This window comes from Magnetospirillum sp. SS-4 (assembly GCF_902729425.1).
Lineage (GTDB): Bacteria > Pseudomonadota > Alphaproteobacteria > Rhodospirillales > Magnetospirillaceae > Phaeospirillum.
In genome coordinates, this window is the sequence record NZ_CACVCH010000013.1 from 94,685 (window position 1) to 113,190 (window position 18,506).

The window sequence follows — 18,506 nt, forward strand, 5'->3', positions numbered from 1 at the left end:
AGACCAGGGGCGCAGCCCCCGTCTAGAGATAGGCGCGCAGCAGTTCCATGGCCTGATTCAGCTGACTCATGCGGTGATGGTCGCCATGGTTGCTGTCGGGGTGGTGGATGGTGGCCAGCATGCGGAACTTGGCCCGGAGCGTCCGGCCGTCCGGCCGTTCGCCGGGGGGGAAGCCGAGGACGTGCAGGGCTTCCTCGCGGGTCTGGACGCCATCGGGCAGCGGCTCGAACGCCAGCACGCTGATGATCGCCTTCAACCGCTCGATCTCCTCGGCGGCCTGGGCCAGCTTCTGGCTCTGTTCGCGGCGGCGCTCCACCTTGGGATAGGCCTCGGCGGCGGCATGCTGCCGGACCTGGGATTCATCCGGCGGAGGGTCCCGCCGGACTTCCGGCCGGGGCGGCGGCGGCGGCGGCGCGGCGGGATCGTCCAGGCGCACGCGCAATCCGCCCTGATCCAGCGCCAGCGCCATGCCCAGCGCCCGGCGGATGGTCTCGACCGCGTAACCCGGCGCCATGCGCACCTGAAGCCTGGGCTTGCGCCGCCACGGCCGTCCCTTGGCCGGACCGGACTTCAAGATGACCGTCTCGCGATCCTCGGGCGTGGGTTCGCCAGGATCGGCGAAGGCGGCGATGACCTCGCCCGGCATCACCAGCAGCACCGAGCGGGCGACATCCCCCACATTGACCTTGCGGCGCCCCGCCAGCCGGTCGATGGCGTCACGGAACGCGCTCGAACACGGAACCGTGTAGGAATGCTTGACGGTGGCGGCGCCGGCGATGGCGGATTGGTCGTGATCTCTCATGGCGATGGCCGTGTCGCGGTCCTGGCTGTCGGGGAACGTCCTTGCCCTGGGGCAACGAATATGCCCGATGCCGCCGACCGGTCAACTGCCAATGTTGGCCGCTAAGAAAAAACATTAGCTCACCGATTTAACCGCCTTTAAATAACCAATTTTTAACAAGTACATCTTAATCCGGCCATGTAATGCCAAGCACCGACGCCGATAACGCCCGGAATGGCGCCGGTGGCGGCGGAAGATAAATATCTTTTGTAAAACAAGTGGATAGCCCGGATTGGCGGTCGTTGCGAATCCGATTCATCTTGAAATTTCGAGCAATCCAGGCTATACGTATAAGCAGTAAAAGAACCGTTTTCAGGCAGAACGCCATGTTCGTCGGCAGCCCAGCAGAGCGCGGATACGCCTACACTCCCCTCAGTGGACGGGGCGAGGCGGTTGCTGCTGCCGTTTCTCCGGCCGCTTCGGGCGCGGCCGCCGCTGCGGACGCCGTTCCGCTGATCAATCCCGCCATCAATTACGATTACCGCTCGGGCATCGCCGTGCTGGAAATCCGCGACCCCGACACCGGCGAGGTCGAAGTCCAGTATCCCTCCAAGAAAGTGGTCCAGGAATACATCCGCCAGGGCGCCGCCTCCAAGGATGCGCCCCACCCCACGCCGGCGCCCGATCAGGCCGCCGCGCCCCCGGTGGCCGCGCTGTCTCCCGTCGCCGCGCCGGCGACGGCCGCGCCCACGGCCCCGGCGCCCGCCTCTCCCGAACCCGCCCATACCGACCAGACGGCGTAGGCCGCGCGCCCACGCCTTCTACCGCCCGCATGCCGCCAGGGCCGGCGGCAAACGCTGGGCGAATGCCTCGCCCCAGCGTTCGGCCTCGGGCACGGTCAGGTGGTTGCCGTCGAAGCTGGCATAGCCTTCGGCGGGAACATCCACCAGCGGGCTGCCGATGGCGGCGGCCATGCGGCGCACCACCTCGGGATTCGCCTCGATGGACGGCACCGCCGTCAGGATCAGGCAGCCGCCGCGCTCCTCCACCATGCGCCTGAACTCGCGCCCGGTGGCGACGATATGGTCCAGGCCGCGCGGCTCGCCGGTGGCCGGCTTCATCACCGGAAACGAATCACGGGCGAAGTCCACCGTCAGGGCGCGGCCGTTGAGGCGCGAGCGGTACTGCGCCATGTGGCGGCCGCAGATCATGTCGCTGAACCGGTTGGGCTCGTCGCGGCACCAGCGGCGGTGCAGGTCGAGCACCCTGGACTTCAGCTCGTATTCCAGCGTCACCTCGGGATGGCCCGACACCACCCGCCGCCCCCACAGATTGATGGAGTTGAAGAAGAAGTAATCGGCGTTGACCACCACCAGGCGCGGCCGGAGGTCCAGCTTCTGGACCACCATCTTGGCGAACAGGTCCCATTCGCCGTTGATGGACGCATTGAAGGTCTTCAGGCCGCGATCCTCGAACGGGCGGCGCACCGCCTCGGCCGAGAACGCGATCACCGCCCGGCTGTTGCCCAGGAACACCACGTCGGCCGCCTTCAGGTTGGCCACCGCCGCCGGCTCCTTGTCGAGCCACAGGGCGGCGTGCTCGTAATCGCCAAAGGCGCGGTCGGCGCAGGTGCCCATGTAGAATTCCGCCGAATAGCCAGCGGGCGAACAGCGGAATACCCAGAAATTCGACGACAGCCGCCCGTCGACGGCGCTGCCGGCCAGGGCCAGCACCAGGGCGACGGCGCCCCAGCCCAGCAGAATGCGCAGATAGCGGACCGGATCGGCTTTGATCATCTCAGAACTGCCAGTAAATGAATTCGACGGGTTGCATGGACTGCACGAAGGCGATGCAACCCACCACGATCATCGCCACCGCCCAGGCGGCGTTGGGAGACCACGCCACCCGCCGGGCCAGGTGTCCGGGTCTGGGCTGTTCGCCCAGGGCGGGCTGGTGGGCGTGCAGCCATTCCTGGGTGTTGGGCAGCACCAGCGCCAACCCCAGCACCAGCAGCGTCACCGCCAGCTGGTGGAAGCCCAGGAAGTAGGGCAGCGCCCGCTCGCTCACCGACACCGGCCCCAGCAGCGGCGCCAGCCTGTTCGCCACCGCTTCCAGGCCGGGGGTGACCACGAACCGGCCCTCGGCCACGATCAGGCCGTGAAACACGTTCATGGCCGCCTCGAAGCTGGCGGCGCGGAAGAACACCCAGGCCAGCATCACCGCCAGGAAGGTCAGCCCCCACCCGGCGGCGCGGTAGGCAAAGGCCGGACCCGGCGCCCGCATCCCCGCCGTCAGCTTGCGCCACAGGTGATTGATCACCAGGAACAGGCCGTGCAGGCCGCCCCAGACGGCGAAGGTCCAGTTGGCCCCGTGCCACAATCCACCCAGCAGCATGACGACCAGCAGATTGGCCATGCGCCGCCCTTCGCCATGACGGTTGCCGCCCAGCGGAACGTAGAGATAGTCGCGCAGGAACCGGGACAAGGTGATGTGCCAGCGCCGCCAGAATTCGATGATGCTGGTGGCCTTGTAGGGCGAGGCGAAATTGGCGGGGAAGCGCAGGCCGAACATCCGCCCCAGCCCCAGCGCCATGTCGGAATAGCCCGAGAAGTCGAAGTAAATCTGAAGGGTATAGGCCAGGGTTCCCGACCACGCCTCCAGGACGGTGATGGGGTTGCCGGCCGCCGCGCCGTCGAACATGGGGGTGGCGTAGCGGGCCATGGATTCGGCGATCACCACCTTCTTGAACAGCCCGATGATGAACAAGGTCAGTCCCACCGCCACGTTCCCGGCGTCCAGGCCGGCCCGGCGCGCCTGATACTGGGGCAGGAACTCGGCGTGATGGATGATGGGGCCGGCGATCAGCTGGGGAAAGAACAGGACAAACAGCGAGAATTCCAGGATGTCGTAAGGCTTGGTCTCGCCCCGCCAGCAATCCACCAGATAGGCGATCTTCTGGAAGGTGAAGAACGAGATGCCCAGCGGCAGCGCCACCGTGACGATGAAGCCGTCCAGGCCGGTCAGATCGGCGAAGGTGCGGGAAAACAGCCCGGCATACTTGAACCAGCCCAGCGTCCCCAGGTTGAAGGCCAGACCCAGCGCCAGCACGGCGCGCGAGCGGGTCTCGGCCAGGGAGCGGCCCAGCCGGTAATTGACCAGGGTCGAGCCCAGGATCAGGGCCAGATAGGCCATGTCCCACCAGCCGTAGAACACCATGGAGCACAGCACCAGCCAGCCGGTGCCGGCGCGGCGGCCGAACCGGCCGCACAGGGCGTAGCCCCCCAGGGTGGCGGGCAGGAACACCAGCATGAACAGGTAGGAATTGAACAGCATGGGTCAGCTCTTTCCCCGCAGCAGGCCGTCGACGTAAGGCGCGATCGCCGAGGCGGGCGGATGGTAGTAATCGGTCCAGTCGTTGGGCTCGCCGGACGTTCCCAGCACCGGCGCCAGGGCGCATTCCAGCCCCTCGCGGGCGCAGGCTTCGACGAACGCCTTGCGCAATGCCATGGGAGCCGGGCGGGCCTTGGCGTTGAAATGGGCGGCGGCGGCGGGTTCCAGCGGCAATTCCGCCACCACCACCCGAGGTCGTCCCGGCAAGGTGGCGAGGCGGTGCAGATCATGGGCGATGAACGAGGCCAGCACCTGCGGTTGGTCGGGCAGGTCGGCCGGAACCGGGGGCAGGCCGGGCCGCGCCGCCGTCATCGGGCCGGCGGCGCCATCGGCCTTGAACCTGCCCCAGACCAGCTGGTCGCCGGGGTCGAAAACCGGAAACAGCCCGGCGAACACCATGGAAACGTGCTCGGCCACCGTGCGGGGGGACAGCGACAGCAGCCACAGCGTCGCCTCCTGCCGGGCCAGGCGCGCCGCCATGCGCAGCCAGTCGCGGCCCGGCACCCGGGGATCGTCGAAGCTGCCGGCCAGCAGGCGGGCCATGTCCGGCCAGCGCTGGCCAAGCGGCAGCATCTGCACCTGCTGGGTGAAGTGCTCGAAATTCTCCACCAGCACCACCAGGGTCGGCGCCAGGGCGCCGGCGGCGGCCAGGGACTGGGCCAACGATGCCGAACCGCCCAGCGACGAGCCCGGCACCGCCATGCTGAAGACGCGGCCATGCGACGCCAGTTCCGCCTGTCCCAGCGCCAAGGTGGCGTTATCGCCGAAGATCAGGACGTCGAACGGGCCGGATTCCCGGACATGGCGCAGCTTGTGGGCGATCAGGTGGGGATTGGATTGCAGCATCAGCCGCGCCAGCCGCCGGTCCTGGCCGGGGGCGAAGGGATCGGGGCCGACGGCGCCCCAGTTCTGGAAGGCCGCGAGTCCCAGCAGCGGCACCGCCGCCGCCAGGAAAAGCCGGCGCAGCAGCCTCATCGGCCGAGGCCCAGTTCCACCAGCCGGGCCGCCGCCGCCTCGCCGGCCAGACGATGCCCCAACGCCGACCAGTGACCGTCATGGGCGAAATGGATGGCGCCGACGCCATGGGGCCGGAACAGCGGCATCGGATCGACGGCGGCAATGCCCCGTTCCGACAAAAGCCTGACCATGTCCTGACGCTGGCGGCGATAGAACGGATCATCGTCCATCAGGTCCTGGCGGGCGGGAATGATCACCACCACCAGCGGCGTTGCCGGCGGCAGCATGTCGCGCAACCGCCCGACCTCGTCGGCGGCGGAGACCAGCACCGCGTCCATGCGGCCTTCCTCGAACATGCGCTTGCCGTGATTGGGGGCGTCGATCAGCCTCAGTTCAATCAACAGGGTCTGGAGGCCGCCGACCCGCTTGACCGACACCGCCATGAAATTGTACAGCGCCGAAATCCGGGTCAGGCCGTGCTTGAACCAGATCAGCGGCGGCGGACGCAGCCCCCCGCCGCCGGCCTCGACCGGCGCCAGCGCATGCCGCCCCATGCAGTCGTAATCCATCACGTCGTTCTCGATGGTGAGACCGACCACCACCGCCCTGGGCCGCGCCTCGGCCGGCATGCGGGCGATCAGGGTGCGATAGCCGCACACATCGGTGCCGGGGCTGGCGACGTCGTACCACGGCAGGTCGAGGGCCTTGCCGGCCACCGCCCCCATGATCTGGTCGCGCTCCACCCCCCAGCCGAAGGTGAAGGAATCGCCCACCGCCCACAGCCGGCCGGCGGCGGCGGTCTCGGGCTCGTCGTTGCGCAGGCCGAAGGAATTGATCCGCACATGGCTGCGGAAATCGCCGTTGTTTTGCGAGAACCAGCCGTCGAACCCGGGCCGGCCGATGGGAACGTCCGGCCAGCCGGCGACCTTGGCGACGGTGATGAAGCGCGACGAATCGAACTCGTCCCAGCGCGGAAACATCACCCGCGCCGCCACCTCGGCCAGCCCGACCGCCAGGATCAGGCCGAACAGGACGGCCAGCAGGTTGCCAAGGACCGAGCCCCCCTCCGGGCGCCGCGCCGCGCCGCGCCGGCGCCGGCTCATGGCGCCTCTCCGGGAATCCGGTCGGTCAGGCCCCAGCGCGCCTTCCACTGGGGATCGGCGCAATAGATGCGGTAGACCATCTCCATGGTCTTCAGCGCCTCCTCGGACGAGCCGTTGACGATGGCCGAGCCCGAGCGCACCGCATCGGCGAATTCGGCGATCTCGTCGGCCCAGCTGGGATCGTGGTTGTAGCGGGTGGTCTGCTCCTTGGGGTCGCCGGCGTCCTGGGGATGCGCCCAGGCCACCGTCAGGGTCTCGGCGCCGTAGGACTTGGAACCCGACAAGATGCCCGCCAGCACGATGGTGCCGCCCGACAGGGTGATCTCCAGGTTGAAGCGGTGCCGCCACTGGGTGGCCGAGCTGTGCAGCATGGCGACCACGCCGGATTTCGAGCGCATCAGGGCAAAGGCGTTGTCCTCGACGTCGTGCTTCCAGAAATCGTTGGACACGAAGGAATGGATGTCGTCGAACTCGCCGCCGAACAGCCGGATCAGATCGACCATGTGGATGCCCTGGTCCAGCAGGACGCCGCCGCCGGCGATGGTGCGCTTGGTCCGCCAGTGGTCGGGCGAACGGAAATCGATGATGGTGGACTTGCCGTAGACGCCGCGCAGGTTCAGCACCCGGCCCAGTTCGCCCGACTGGACCAGCGCCAGGGCGTCGCGGACCGAATCGTGATAGCGGTGGTTGAAGCCGTATTTGAGCTTCAGGCCGGGATGGCGCGCCTCGGCCGCCCGGACTGCGGCGATATCGGCCAGATCGCGGCCCGGCGGCTTCTCGCAGAAGACGTGCAGCCCCCGCTCCAGCCCGGCGATGGTAACCTCGGCGGCGATGTCGTTGGTCAGGCAGACGAACAGCGCATCCAGCCGCTCGGCCTCCAGCAGGCGCTGGTAATGGCCGTAGTGGCGGACACCGTCGGCGAAGGCACCCTCGCCGTCCAGCCGGCGGTCGCACACCGCCGCCGTCTCCATGTGGGGATGCTGGTCGATGAACTGGCGGCGGCGCTGGCCGACCACGCCATAGCCGGCGATGCCCACCCGCAGGCGGTCAGCCATGGGCGGGAATCCGGTAAAGATCGGATATGGCCTCGTCGGGTCGGCCCAGCCGGTTCGACTGCTCGGGCGAGTCCACCGTCACCCAGCCGCCGCCGGCCTCGTCCGAGCGATAGAAGGCGTGCAGCAGCTTCAAGGTCGCCAGGCAATCGGCGCGGCTGACCGGATAGGGCGCGCCCTGGTGGAAGCTGGCGGCGATGTCCCTGTACATCTGGGCATGGCCATAGCCGTAGACCGCGCCATGGCCCTCGATGCCCTTGAAATCCTCGGAATGAAGGGCGCAGGCGGTGGGATCGGGGGTGAACACCTGCAATTCGTTGACGGCGATGCCGCCGATCTGGGCCAGCCCCTTCTCGCCGACGATGGAGATGGACGCCTCGAAATCGTCGGGCCGGGCCGCCGTGGTCACTTCCAGCACGCCCACCGCCTTTCCGGCATAGCGCAAGGTCGCCACCACGGTGTCCTCCACCTCGATGTCGGCGCCCAAGGTCCGCATGGTGGCGGAAACCTGATCGACCTCGCCACCCAGGTGGCGCAGCAGGTCGACATGGTGGATGCCCTGGTTGGTCAGCGCGCCGCCGTCATGGCTGAAGGTGCCGCGCCAGGGCGCCAGGTCGTAATAGCGCTGCGGCCGACACCAGCGCACCCGCACGCTCATGATGCGGATGGCGCCCAGCTCGCCGTCGGCCAGGGCCTGCCTGACGCGGGCCACCGCCTTGTTGTGGCGGTTCTGGAACACCGGGAAGATCCCCAGGCCCAGCCGGTCGGCGGTCTCCCACGCCTTCTCCAGCTGCTCGGGGCGCATCATGGTGGGCTTTTCCAGGATGATGTGCTTGCCGAAGCGCTCCATCATCTCCAGCCCGTGCTCGGAATGCATGCCGGACGGCGTGATCACCGCCACCACCGCCACCTCGGGATGCTCGGCCAGCATGCGGCGGTAATCGGTGTAGCAGGGAACCCCGAACTCGTCGCCATAGGCCCGGGCCTTGTCGAGGACGAGATCGCAGACGGCGGCCAGTTCGACGCCGCCGGTGGCGACGATGGAACGGGCGTGGTGGCCGGCGATGCGGCCGCAGCCCACCAGCGCGACTTTGACGGTATTACTGGTCATGCGATGTCCCCTGCTTCGCGGCTAAGGGTCAATATCACCAAACAGCAGGGATTTCCAGGTCGCCACGTCCGGCGGACTGAGCACCCGGGCGTAGTCCAGCGGCGCGGGCGGCGGCGTGGCCGCCAGCGCCCCGGGCAACTCGTCCGGCGTCACCGCCACCGCCTTGATGCCGGCCGGCAGGATGTCCACCGCCAGCCGGTCGTCGGGCAGCAACCGGAAGGTGGGCAGCCCCAGCAGCAGCCCCTCCAGGCTGGAGGTGCCGGTGGCGGCGATCACCGCCGACAGGGCGGCGTGGCCGGCGATGCCGGTGTCGGTGCGCTCCAGATTGGCTTCCTCGGCGAAGTCGAGCGGGTACATGGGATGCGGCTTGACCAGCACGCGGCGGCCGCCCCGCGCCAGCCGCCGCCCCGCCTCCACCTGCATCCGGGCGATGGCGGGAATCGCCGACAGCGGCACGAACACCGGCGCATCGGCGGCATAACGTCCGCCGGCGACCGGCGGCAACCGCCACGCCCCGGCGACGGCGATGCGCCCGGCCGGCACGTCCCAGGCCACCAGTTCGTCACGGTAGGCGGGACCGTCGGCGATCACCTCGTCGGGCAGGCTGTCCAGCCCGTCCACATTGGCACGCGGCGAGTAATTGATCTGATGCGGTCCGATCACGGTGTGCTGATAGCCCAGGCTGCGCACCGCCAGCGGACGGGCGGCGCGGCAGAGATCGCGTTCCCAGGCGTGATTCTCCCACGGCCAGCACACCGAGGCGGGCCGGGCCGAGCGAAGAAACCGCCGCTGGCAATGCATCTGCCAGGCATTCATGGCGGGGCCGCCACCGGAATTCTCGCGCGATGCCGCCCGACGCACCAGCCAACCGAATTCGCCGGCCGTGTCGGCGGCGGTGGGCCGCCACGCCTGGACCGGCATGGAGAGCGCGAACCAGGGCGAGCCCCAGCCGTGCAGCGAGGCGGTGCGGCCGTCCCCGGCCAGCTCGGCCGCCCGGCCGGGCGGACAGTCGCAGTGCAGCAGGCGCTTCAGGGCCGGCAGCTCGCGCATCAGGGTGCCAAAATAGACGTCGAAGCCGTCGGCGCGGCTGCCGGGATGGCCGTAGACCAGCAGCACCGCCGAGCCCGGCGGAAGCGCCGGCCGCAGCCGCCGGGTCCTCGCCACCGCCACCACCAGCCGCAGCGCCAGCTTGCCCCGCGCCAGGAAACCGCGGATGGCCCGCCGCCATGTCGGCAGGACCAGCGGCGGCGGCGTTCCGGCCGTCACGCCGGGACGGGACGCGATCTGGCGAAAGGTCCAGGGATCGTCGCAGACCATCAGGCAGGGCTCGGGCAGCGCCGCCAGCTCGCGGGCCAGCAGGTCCCAGGCCAGCATCAGGCCGAAATCCGAGCCGAAGGCGCCGCAGGCGACGCCGTGCGACAATTCCGCCGTGGGGGTGCGCCCCAGCCGGCGGGCCAGGCTCCACCACGTCTCGCGGCAATCCTCGAACGCCGCTTCCAGCCGGTGGGCCAGGCGCGGCAGCTTGCGGGCGGGATCGAGCCCGGAGACATCGGACTCGGTCACCGCCAGCCAGTGGCGCCACTGGCCGTCGACGGACGGCAGGTCGCCGGATGTGCGGAGCAGGATGGTCATTTACAAAAGGGTTGTGGCATAGTGCCGGCCCCCGCGCAAGGTGGCGAAGGATTACGATGATGGGCTCTCAGGCGTTCTTCCGGCAGGTGCTTCAGGCGATCGGTGAGGCCGATTGCGACGGTCTGATGTCGGACAAGGGAGCCGCCGTGCTGGGCGGCCTGTCGGGCCGCGCCACCGTCGGCCTGTTGCAGCGTCTGGCCGGACTGGTCGGGAACCGCGACAGCCTGTGCTATCTGGAAATCGGCGTGTTTCAGGGGCTGTCCTTGCTGTCGGTGGCCATCGAGCATCCCGGCTTCGCCTGCTTCGGCATCGACAATTTCTCGATCCTGGACCCCAAGGGCGAGAATCTGGGCATCGTCCGGGAGCGGACGCGGCGGCTGAACGCCACCAACGCCCACCTGATCAACCAGGATTACGAGGCGGCGCTGGAAGGCCTGCCCGGCCATATCGGCGAGCGCAAGGTGGCGGTGTTCTTCATCGACGGCGCCCACGACTACCGCAGCCAGCTGATGGCGCTGCTGCTGATCCGCCCCTATCTGTCCGAACGCGCGGTGATCGTCGTCGACGACGCCAATTACTTCGACGTGCGGCAAAGCACCCGCGATTTCCTGATCTCGCATCCCGAGTTCAAGATGGTGTTCGAGGCCTATTCCCCCGGCCATCCCGCCAATCTGGACCAGCCCACCCGCGAGAGGCAGGAGGCCGGCTGGCTGAACGGCGTCAACGTGCTGGTGCTCGATCACGAGAACGTGCTGCCGGTGATGCTGCCGCGCGTCGAGCCGCTGGCCCGCGACCTCTACGTCAACGAATGGCTGGTCCACCGCCACCGCTATGCCGAGCTGGCGCCCCAGGCGCTGGACGCCGCCGCCGCCATGGTCGAGGGCCGCGAGCCCGACGCCGCCGGATTGCGCGCCGCCGCCGAGGCCGGCAAGGATGCGTTCCAGGCCCGCCATCCCGACCGCAACCTGCATTGCGACGGGCTGCCGGACAGGCGCTTCACGGCATGGAAATAGCCAAGTTCATTGACGTTCACAACATGAACACGGTATACAGGGCGCCATCGGAAGCGGCTAGAATCCGACTGTCTGCCTGAAAGCGATCCCATGAGCGGCGTACTGTATTCCAACCTTAAATTCCTGCGATTTCGGGATCAGCTCGACGCCCTTGCCACCGGCACCGTGGCCGCACCGGTCCATATCCGCATCAAGCCTATCAACCATTGCAACCACCACTGCTGGTACTGCGCCTATCGCACCGACGACCTCAAGCTGGGCGAGGACATGGACGAGAAGGACGTCATCCCCAGGGACAAGATGGTCGAGATCGCAGACGATATCGTCTCCATGGGGGTCAAGGCGGTGACCTTTTCCGGCGGTGGCGAGCCGCTGCTGTACAAGCCCCTGCCCGAGGTGATCGACCAGCTGGCGGCTGGCGGAGTGCGGGTGGCGACCCTGACCAACGGCTCCAACCTCAAGGGCCGGGTGGCCGAGGCACTGGCCCGCCACGCCACCTGGGTGCGGGTGTCCATCGACGCCTGGGACGACGAGTCCTATGTCAGATCGAGGGGCGCCAAACCGGGTGAGTTCTCGCGGCTGATGGACAACATGAAGGCGTTCGTCGCCACCGGCACCAGATGCGTGCTGGGGGTGTCGTTCATCACCGGCAAGGACAATTACCACCGGCTGCACGAGGTCTGCTCGCGCTTCAAGGATATCGGCGTCAACCATGTCAAGCTGTCGGCCGCCGTGGTCGGCAATTCAGTGGACGAGAACAACCGCTATCACCATGAGTTCGCCACGGGGGCGCGGGCCGAGATCGACCGGTGCCTGGCCCTGAACGGCGATAGCTTCACGGTGCTGGATCATTTCCACGAGATGGAAAGCCGGTTCGAGAAGAACTACACCCGCTGTCCGTTCCTTCAGTTCCTGACGGTGATCGGGGCGGACCAGACCGTCTATACCTGCCAGGACAAGGCCTATACCAAGTCGGGAACGCTGGGCTCGATCAAGAACCGCTCATTCCGCGACTACTGGTTCTCGGAAGAGAACCGTCGCGCCCTGGCCGAATTCGATCCGTCCAGGCTGTGCAAGCATCACTGCGTGTCCCACGCCAAGAATCTGGCGCTCACGCAATATCTGGCCGTTGATCCGGAACATGGACAATTCGTGTGATACCCTCCTGTTCCGCCTGAAGAAAGCCGAGCCGATGTCGAAGCGCGTTTACTTCGCCGATCTGACCCATTGCGGAACAATCACCAATGCCGACACCTTCCCCTATGGGGTCGGTTGTGTCGCCGCCTATGCCAAAACCATCTTCGGTGACGCGATCGAGCTTGATATCTTCAAGTTCCCCGCCGAGTTGGACGCGGCCATGGCCGGCAATCCGCCCGATATCCTGTGCATCACCAATTATGCCTGGAACGCCAACCTCTCCATGACGGTGGCCGACATGGCGCGGGCCGCCCACCCCCACATGACCATCGTCATGGGGGGGCCGAATATCTGTATCACTCCGGAAGGACGCCGCCGGTTCCTGGAGGAGCATGCCTCCATCGATTTCTACGCAAAATTCGAAGGTGAACGTGCTTTCGCGGGGCTGTTCAAGACTCTGGTCGAGACCGGCATGGACAAGTCGGCACTGCGTGCCTCCGGCCGGTTGCTGGACAACATGCTCTACCTGACGCCTGATGGCGCATATGTCGAGGGTCCGGAAAAGCGGATCATGGATTACGCCGAGATGCCGTCCCCCTATCTCATGGGGCTGATGGACAAGTTTTTCGACCAGGAATTGCGGCCGGTTCTGGAATTCACCCGGGGCTGCCCCTATGCCTGTACCTTCTGCACCGATTCCCATGCCCATCGCAGTAAGGTGGTGCGCAAGCGGCCTGATCTGGCCCGCGCCGAGATGGAATACGTGGCGGCCCACGTCAAAACCGCCACCGACATGTTGCTGACCGACCTGAATTTCGGTCAGTATCCCGAAGACATCACCTTTGCCCATATCATTCGCGACACCATCGATAAATTTGGATGGCCCAAGGCCATGCTGGTAGCCGGTGGCAAGAGCCATGGTGAGCGCGTCATGGAATGCGTCAAGATCGTCAATGGCAGCGACCTCGGCGTCATCAAGTTCTGCTCGTCGGTCCAGTCCACCGATGACACCGTACTGGACGCCATCAGCCGCAAGAACCTACCTGTGGACAAGGTGCGCGAGATCATGGACTCGGCCAATGCCGAGGAGGGCTTCACCGAATACTTCACCGAAATCATCCTCGGACTGCCCATGGACAGTGTCGAGTGCCACTATAACTCGTTGCGCGACACTATCGACAAGGTGGGCATGAACATCGTCAATGTTCACCAGCTGACCCTGCTGCAGGGCTCGCCCATGGCGCTGCCGGAGCAGCGCCGGCGCTACCAACTGGACCCGCGCTACCGGGTGTTCGTCGGCTGCGTCGGCATGTATCACCTGTTCGGTCAGGATATCGGCATCGCCGAAATCGAGGAGGTGGTGGTCTCCAACAGCACCATGACATTCTCTGAATGGCTGGATTGCCGGGTCATGAGCCTGCTGGTGAAGACCTATATCGACCGAGATTATTTTGTCGAGGTGTTCGGCCTGATCCGCCGTCTCGGCCTATCATCGGTCGACCTGTTGCGGATCGTCAAGGACGAGACTTTCCCGCGATATCCCGGCCTGACTGCCCTGGTCGATGGCTACCTGCACAAAACCCAGGAGCCGTTGCACCCCACCTTGGCCGCCGCACTGGACTATGTCACCCGTCCCGACACCATCGCGAAATTCCGCACCGGCGAATTGGGCGGCAACGAATTGCTGTTCTATCGGGTCAAAGCTTATCTGGACCATACCGACGAGTTGCACGATGCTCTGCGGGATGCGGCCCTGCTGCTGTTGAAGCGTCACGACCTGCTGGACGATGATCTGGCTACCTATCTGGACGAAGCCACCCGCTTCAGTCGGTTGCGCAAGTTCGATCCCCGCACCTATACCGAGGATCTGTTCGACCGGTTCAGCTATGACTTCCAGGCGGCCAAAGCCAAGGGTTTCAAGGTGATGCCCCGTGAAATCCAGATCAAGCCCCGCGAGGCCCGGCTCTATTTCACCGACAGCGCCAATGTGGCCATCGACTACGCCATCAGGGCCTGGGTTCGCCCCAAGAGTGATGTCACCGAAATCAAACACAACACCGATGCTCAGACCATGTTCGGCTTCGGCAAGCTGTTTCATTACAGCAATCTGAGGGTGCTGTGCCGTTCGCTGGAGTGGGTTCGCTAGGTGCCGGCCATGTTGAAACGGATTCAACACGTCATCGGCAGAGCGTTGGCCAAGACGCTTTCTTATTTGTTCATCCTGCCGGTTCTATATCTGATCGAGCCGTTCTGGAGAATTCGCCTGACCCATCTGTGGGTGGCCCGGTTCGGTCCCTTGGCCTACAATACCCATGTGTTCGTCGGCACCCGTATTCTGGAGGGACCCGAACCGCGCACCACCCGTCTCTTTTTCGGAGCTCGCCCGGCCAATCAGCCGCTATTCACCATGTGGAAGCGCATTCTGCCGATCATCGAAAACCCGATCCTGTCGGCTTTTTATCACTATGCCGGCCCCACCTTGTCGAAAACCCGCTTCTTCCGGCCACTGCCCAACAACTATCATGACCACCGCCCCCTCAATGTCGGCCCCGTCCTGTCGTTCTCGAAGGCAGAGGAAGAGCGTGGTCAATCATTGCTGAGGGATATGGGCCTGACCCCCGACGATTGGTTCGTGGTCTTTCAAAGTCGTGACGCCAGTTTTCACGCCCAGACCGGCCTGGGCGACAGTGGAACCCACCGGCTATGCTCCATCGATGGGTTCATGGCTGCGGCCGGGGAAATCACCCGGCGCGGCGGCTATGCCATTCGCATCGGGGCCGGCCTCAACACTCCCCTGCCGGAAAACGGTAATTCCCGCATCATCGACTATGCCACCCGGTTCCGGCGCGACTGGGCCGATATCTACCTTCTTGGAAAGTGCCGTTTTCTTCTGGCTCCCGGCACCGGTACCGTGTTCGTGCCAGGCTTGTTCGGCAGACCAGTGGCGCAGAGCAACATGCTGCCCTATATCCCCAATCCCATGGGCCGCCACAGCCTGTACACCACCAAATTGCTAAAGGATGCCAGGACAGGCCGGATTCTGAATTTTGCCGAATTGTACGAGATGGGTGCTTTCAATTTTTTCCATCCTCACGAAGCCATGCTGAGATTTCCGCGGGAACTGGACGAGTATGGCTTGATCGCGGTCGACAACGATGAGGAGGAGATCCTGGGACTGTGCCTCGACATGATCGCACAATTGGATGGCAATCCGGTGAATCCGGAGGCGGCAAGACTGCAACGCCTGTACAAGACCCAGTTTCTGAACCAAGCCACCGACATTGACCTGATCCCGGATCTAGCGCCAAGCTTTGCCCTGAAATACCGCTATCTGATCGAAGCCTGATCATGGCAACGGACAACCCCGCCGAGATGAACACGACCATGGATCCGAGCAAGGATATTCTCCCCCCCAATATCGTGATGGCGGACAGCTTTTCACCATTCAAGCCCAGCCCCCAACGCGGTCTGATGAAATATGTCCGGGCAGGCTTCGGTATCATCAAGCTGGCTCTGATCCGCCGCGCCCTGAACGATGACCTTGTCTATGAGCGCTATATCCGCGAGAACCTAGCGCGGCTGTTCGTCGCCAACACCACCATATGCAATGCTCGCTGTGTTTTCTGCCCGCAACAGTTTCACGTCGACAAGAAACAGGCGATGCCGTTCGATATCTTCGCCGATGCCATCGAGAACTTCGTGGCTCATGGCGGCCGGTTGGTGACTCTGAACTCCAACAATGGCGATCCCCTGGCGGATCCCGGCCTGATCGACAAAATTCGCCATGCACGCAAGGTCGGGTTGCCCGTCCTGAACTTCAGCACCAACGGCATCCTGCTGAGCCGCGGCACCCTGGTCCAGGACATCGCCGCCCTGGTGGACGAGATCGACATCAGCCTGCCGGGTTTTGACCGCGAGGATTACAAGCGGGTCTACGGCGTTGACCGGGCCGAGGCGGTGCTGGACGGGCTGATCAAGCTGATCGAGGCCAAACGCGCAGCCAACAGTCCCCTCCGTATCCTGCTGGCGTTGCGCATTGATAGGCCGCTGGAAGAGGTAATGGCCGACGAGGGCATGCGCCAACTTAAACCATATCTCGACGATGGCACCGTGGTGATCGATCCCGATCAAATCTACAGCGAGATGGAGACCTGGTCCGATCAGATCACCGCCGAAAGCCTGCCCGGCATCATGACGTTGCGTACCGACGTGCCGGTCCGGACCCGGCCCTGCAAGCGCATGATGAACGATGTCTTCCTGCTGGCCGATGGTCAGGTCCGTATCTGTGCCTGCCGCATCAAGCTCTCCAATTACGATGAACTGGTGATCGGCGACACCCGCACCCAGCCATTGGCCGACATCGTCCACGGCCCCGCCCATCGGGCCTTGCTGCAGCGGGTCGCGGCGGGGGACTGGCCCGAGGTCTGCCAGGATTGCACCTTGTATCAGGCCCAGGACTTGCCGCGCCAAACATGGCTGGCCATGGCGTGGGATCTGCTGGGTGGATTATTCCGGCGATGATTACCCTTCTGCGCCAGGCCTTTTCCATGATGAGGCCGGCATTGCGCTGGCGGTGGGGCATGATCGTTGCCTCCGCCCTGGTGGGGGCCGCCCTGGAAACCGTCGGCACCGGCGCCGTGTTCGGCGTCATCACTGTCATCGCCGATCCCAGCCAGATCCATCGCATACCAATGATCGGTGACACCCTGTCGGCTCTTGCCGCCCGCAATCCCGCTCAGGCACCGCTGATCATCGGCATTGGCGTCATCATCTTCTTCATCGCCAAGAACCTGTTCATGTTCACCCATTCCTACTGGGCCGAACGGACATGCATGGACAGCGTCGTCGCCGGTGCCGGCCAATTGCTGAAGGGCTATCTTCGCGCCCCGTTCCAGCTCTATTTTCAGCGCAATCCCGCCGAACTGACCCGCAATCTGTCGCGCACCATCGATGATGTGTTTGGCGGCGTGGTGCGATCCACCGTAGGATTAGTGGCGGAGGGTTTCGTCCTGCTGGCCCTGCTGGCGGTCCTGCTCGTGGCGCAGCCGGCAGCGACCGCCATTGCCGCCCTCACCATCGGCACTTCCATGATCCTGGTATCCGCCATCTCCAAACGGGTGCTGATCACCCGTGGCCGCCGGGTCCAGGCCCTGGCCACTCAGATTCTTCAAGGTGCCCAGGAAGCCATCGGCGCCGCCAAGGACATCCGCATCCTGGGTCGGGAGGATTTCTTCTGGTCACGGTTTATCGGACGGCGGCGTGAAAGCGCCGACCTCCAGCGCCTGACCCTGGCGCTGCTGGAAATGCCGCGTCTTGCGCTTGAAACTGCCATGGTCATCGGATTGGTGAACGTTGCCCTGGTTCTCGCCATGCAAGGAGAATCCGCCTCGGTGGTCCCGACTCTGGGGCTGTTCGGCTATGTGGGGTTCCGAATCCTGCCCTCGGTAACCCGCCTGCTGAGCCACGTCGGTCATATCCGCCAGTTCAGCGGCGCCGTCGAGGTGATCTGGGCGGATTATTCCGCCCTGTGCGCTCCTGATCTCCATGCGCAACCGGATGAGCCGCCGATGCCGTTCGAGCGGGAATTGCGTCTGTCCGGCATCAGCTACGCCTATCCGGGAGGGCGCGGCACCGTCCTGGATGCTATCGATCTGGTGGTACCGGTGCATGCCTCCATCGGCATTGTCGGGTCATCGGGTGCCGGGAAGAGTACCTTGGTGGACATCATCCTGGGATTATTGGCCCCTAGTTCGGGGCAGGTGCTGGTGGACGAAAAGGATATCGCCGGCCATATGCGCAGCTGGCAACGCCGCATCGGCTATGTCCCCCAGAGCATCTACCTGACCGATGATTCACTGCGCAACAACATCGCCTTCGGCATTCCCATCGAATCCATCAACGAGGAGCGTCTGCGCGAGGCCGCCGCCATGGCCAGCGTCCTGGAGTTCATCGAATCGCTGCCGGAGGGGTTCGACACCATGGTCGGAGACCGAGGCCTCCTGCTGTCGGGCGGACAGCGCCAGCGCATCGGCATTGCCCGTGCGCTGTACCATCAGCCCGAATTGCTGATCTTCGACGAGGCTACCTCGGCGCTGGACAGCGAGACCGAACGCGAGGTCGCCACCGCCATCGATTCCCTGGCCGGATGCAAGACAGTAATCATGGTCGCCCACCGCCTAACCACCTTGACTCGCTGCGACAGCCTTGTATTTCTAAAGCAAGGTCGACTCGCCGCCACCGGGACCATGGCCGAACTGATCGAGCGGGACGAGGATTTTCGCCGCCTGGCGGCAAGCTCGGGCGTCTTGCATTCCCACACAGGAGCCTGAG

Annotated in this window: 15 protein-coding genes; 7 read left to right on the plus strand and 8 right to left on the minus strand. The window is 65.2% G+C overall.

Translation table 11 applies throughout. The features are described 5' to 3' along the window. Positions 1–22 precede the first annotated feature (22 nt). Positions 23–802, minus strand: a complete 780-nt coding sequence (locus tag MTBSS4_RS03440; RefSeq protein WP_173981998.1) for a J domain-containing protein — start codon at positions 800–802, stop codon at positions 23–25. A gap of 365 nt (positions 803–1,167) precedes the next feature. Here MTBSS4_RS03440 and MTBSS4_RS03445 point away from each other — a divergent pair, with 365 nt between their 5' ends. Further along, entirely contained in the window at positions 1,168–1,584 is a 417-nt protein-coding gene (locus MTBSS4_RS03445; protein WP_173981999.1) for a hypothetical protein, read from the plus strand. A gap of 18 nt (positions 1,585–1,602) precedes the next feature. On the opposite strand, the gene MTBSS4_RS03450 is transcribed toward MTBSS4_RS03445, so the two are convergent. From MTBSS4_RS03450 to MTBSS4_RS03480, 7 genes are read right to left on the minus strand one after another with little or no spacing between them, the layout of a single operon-like run. Then, positions 1,603–2,577: a hypothetical protein gene (locus tag MTBSS4_RS03450; protein WP_173982000.1), complete on the minus strand. Its 975-nt coding sequence runs from the start codon at positions 2,575–2,577 to the stop codon at positions 1,603–1,605. 1 nt (position 2,578) lies between these two features. After that, entirely contained in the window at positions 2,579–4,114 is a 1,536-nt protein-coding gene (locus tag MTBSS4_RS03455) for an MBOAT family protein (RefSeq protein WP_173982001.1), read from the minus strand. Positions 4,115–4,117: 3 nt separating this feature from the next. After that, entirely contained in the window at positions 4,118–5,146 is a 1,029-nt protein-coding gene (locus MTBSS4_RS03460) for a hypothetical protein (RefSeq protein ID WP_173982002.1), read from the minus strand. Beyond that, positions 5,143–6,231 carry a hypothetical protein gene (locus MTBSS4_RS03465; protein WP_173982003.1) on the minus strand — a complete coding sequence of 363 codons (1,089 nt, stop codon included), beginning with the start codon at positions 6,229–6,231 and terminating at the stop codon, positions 5,143–5,145. Before MTBSS4_RS03465 ends, MTBSS4_RS03460 begins: the two co-directional genes overlap by 4 nt. After that, positions 6,228–7,286: a Gfo/Idh/MocA family protein gene (locus MTBSS4_RS03470; RefSeq protein ID WP_173982004.1), complete on the minus strand. Its 1,059-nt coding sequence runs from the start codon at positions 7,284–7,286 to the stop codon at positions 6,228–6,230. Before MTBSS4_RS03470 ends, MTBSS4_RS03465 begins: the two co-directional genes overlap by 4 nt. Continuing rightward, positions 7,279–8,394, minus strand: coding sequence for a Gfo/Idh/MocA family protein (locus MTBSS4_RS03475; RefSeq protein ID WP_173982005.1), 1,116 nt, complete (start codon positions 8,392–8,394; stop codon positions 7,279–7,281). Before MTBSS4_RS03475 ends, MTBSS4_RS03470 begins: the two co-directional genes overlap by 8 nt. Positions 8,395–8,415: 21 nt before the next feature. Further along, positions 8,416–10,026 (minus strand): hypothetical protein, encoded by a 1,611-nt coding sequence (locus MTBSS4_RS03480; RefSeq protein WP_173982006.1) that lies wholly within the window; start codon positions 10,024–10,026, stop codon positions 8,416–8,418. A 56-nt stretch (positions 10,027–10,082) separates the two neighbouring features. Here MTBSS4_RS03480 and MTBSS4_RS03485 point away from each other — a divergent pair, with 56 nt between their 5' ends. From MTBSS4_RS03485 to MTBSS4_RS03510, 6 genes are all read left to right on the plus strand, one after another. Continuing rightward, positions 10,083–11,039, plus strand: coding sequence for a class I SAM-dependent methyltransferase (locus MTBSS4_RS03485; protein ID WP_173982007.1), 957 nt, complete (start codon positions 10,083–10,085; stop codon positions 11,037–11,039). A gap of 90 nt (positions 11,040–11,129) precedes the next feature. After that, complete coding sequence (locus MTBSS4_RS03490) at positions 11,130–12,197, plus strand: radical SAM protein (protein WP_173982008.1); 1,068 nt, start codon at positions 11,130–11,132, stop codon at positions 12,195–12,197. 34 nt (positions 12,198–12,231) lie between these two features. Continuing rightward, the gene (locus MTBSS4_RS03495; protein ID WP_173982009.1) at positions 12,232–14,322 is read left to right on the plus strand and encodes a radical SAM protein; all 2,091 of its coding nucleotides are present in this window, start codon (positions 12,232–12,234) and stop codon (positions 14,320–14,322) included. A gap of 9 nt (positions 14,323–14,331) precedes the next feature. Continuing rightward, a complete protein-coding gene (locus tag MTBSS4_RS03500) occupies positions 14,332–15,522 on the plus strand; it encodes a TIGR04372 family glycosyltransferase (protein WP_173982010.1) in 1,191 nt (396 codons plus the stop codon). Between the two features lie 2 nt (positions 15,523–15,524). Continuing rightward, positions 15,525–16,697: a radical SAM/SPASM domain-containing protein gene (locus MTBSS4_RS03505; RefSeq protein WP_173982011.1), complete on the plus strand. Its 1,173-nt coding sequence runs from the start codon at positions 15,525–15,527 to the stop codon at positions 16,695–16,697. After that, positions 16,694–18,505 carry an ABC transporter ATP-binding protein gene (locus MTBSS4_RS03510; protein ID WP_173982012.1) on the plus strand — a complete coding sequence of 604 codons (1,812 nt, stop codon included), beginning with the start codon at positions 16,694–16,696 and terminating at the stop codon, positions 18,503–18,505. Before MTBSS4_RS03505 ends, MTBSS4_RS03510 begins: the two co-directional genes overlap by 4 nt. The last annotated feature ends 1 nt before the right edge of the window (position 18,506 follow it).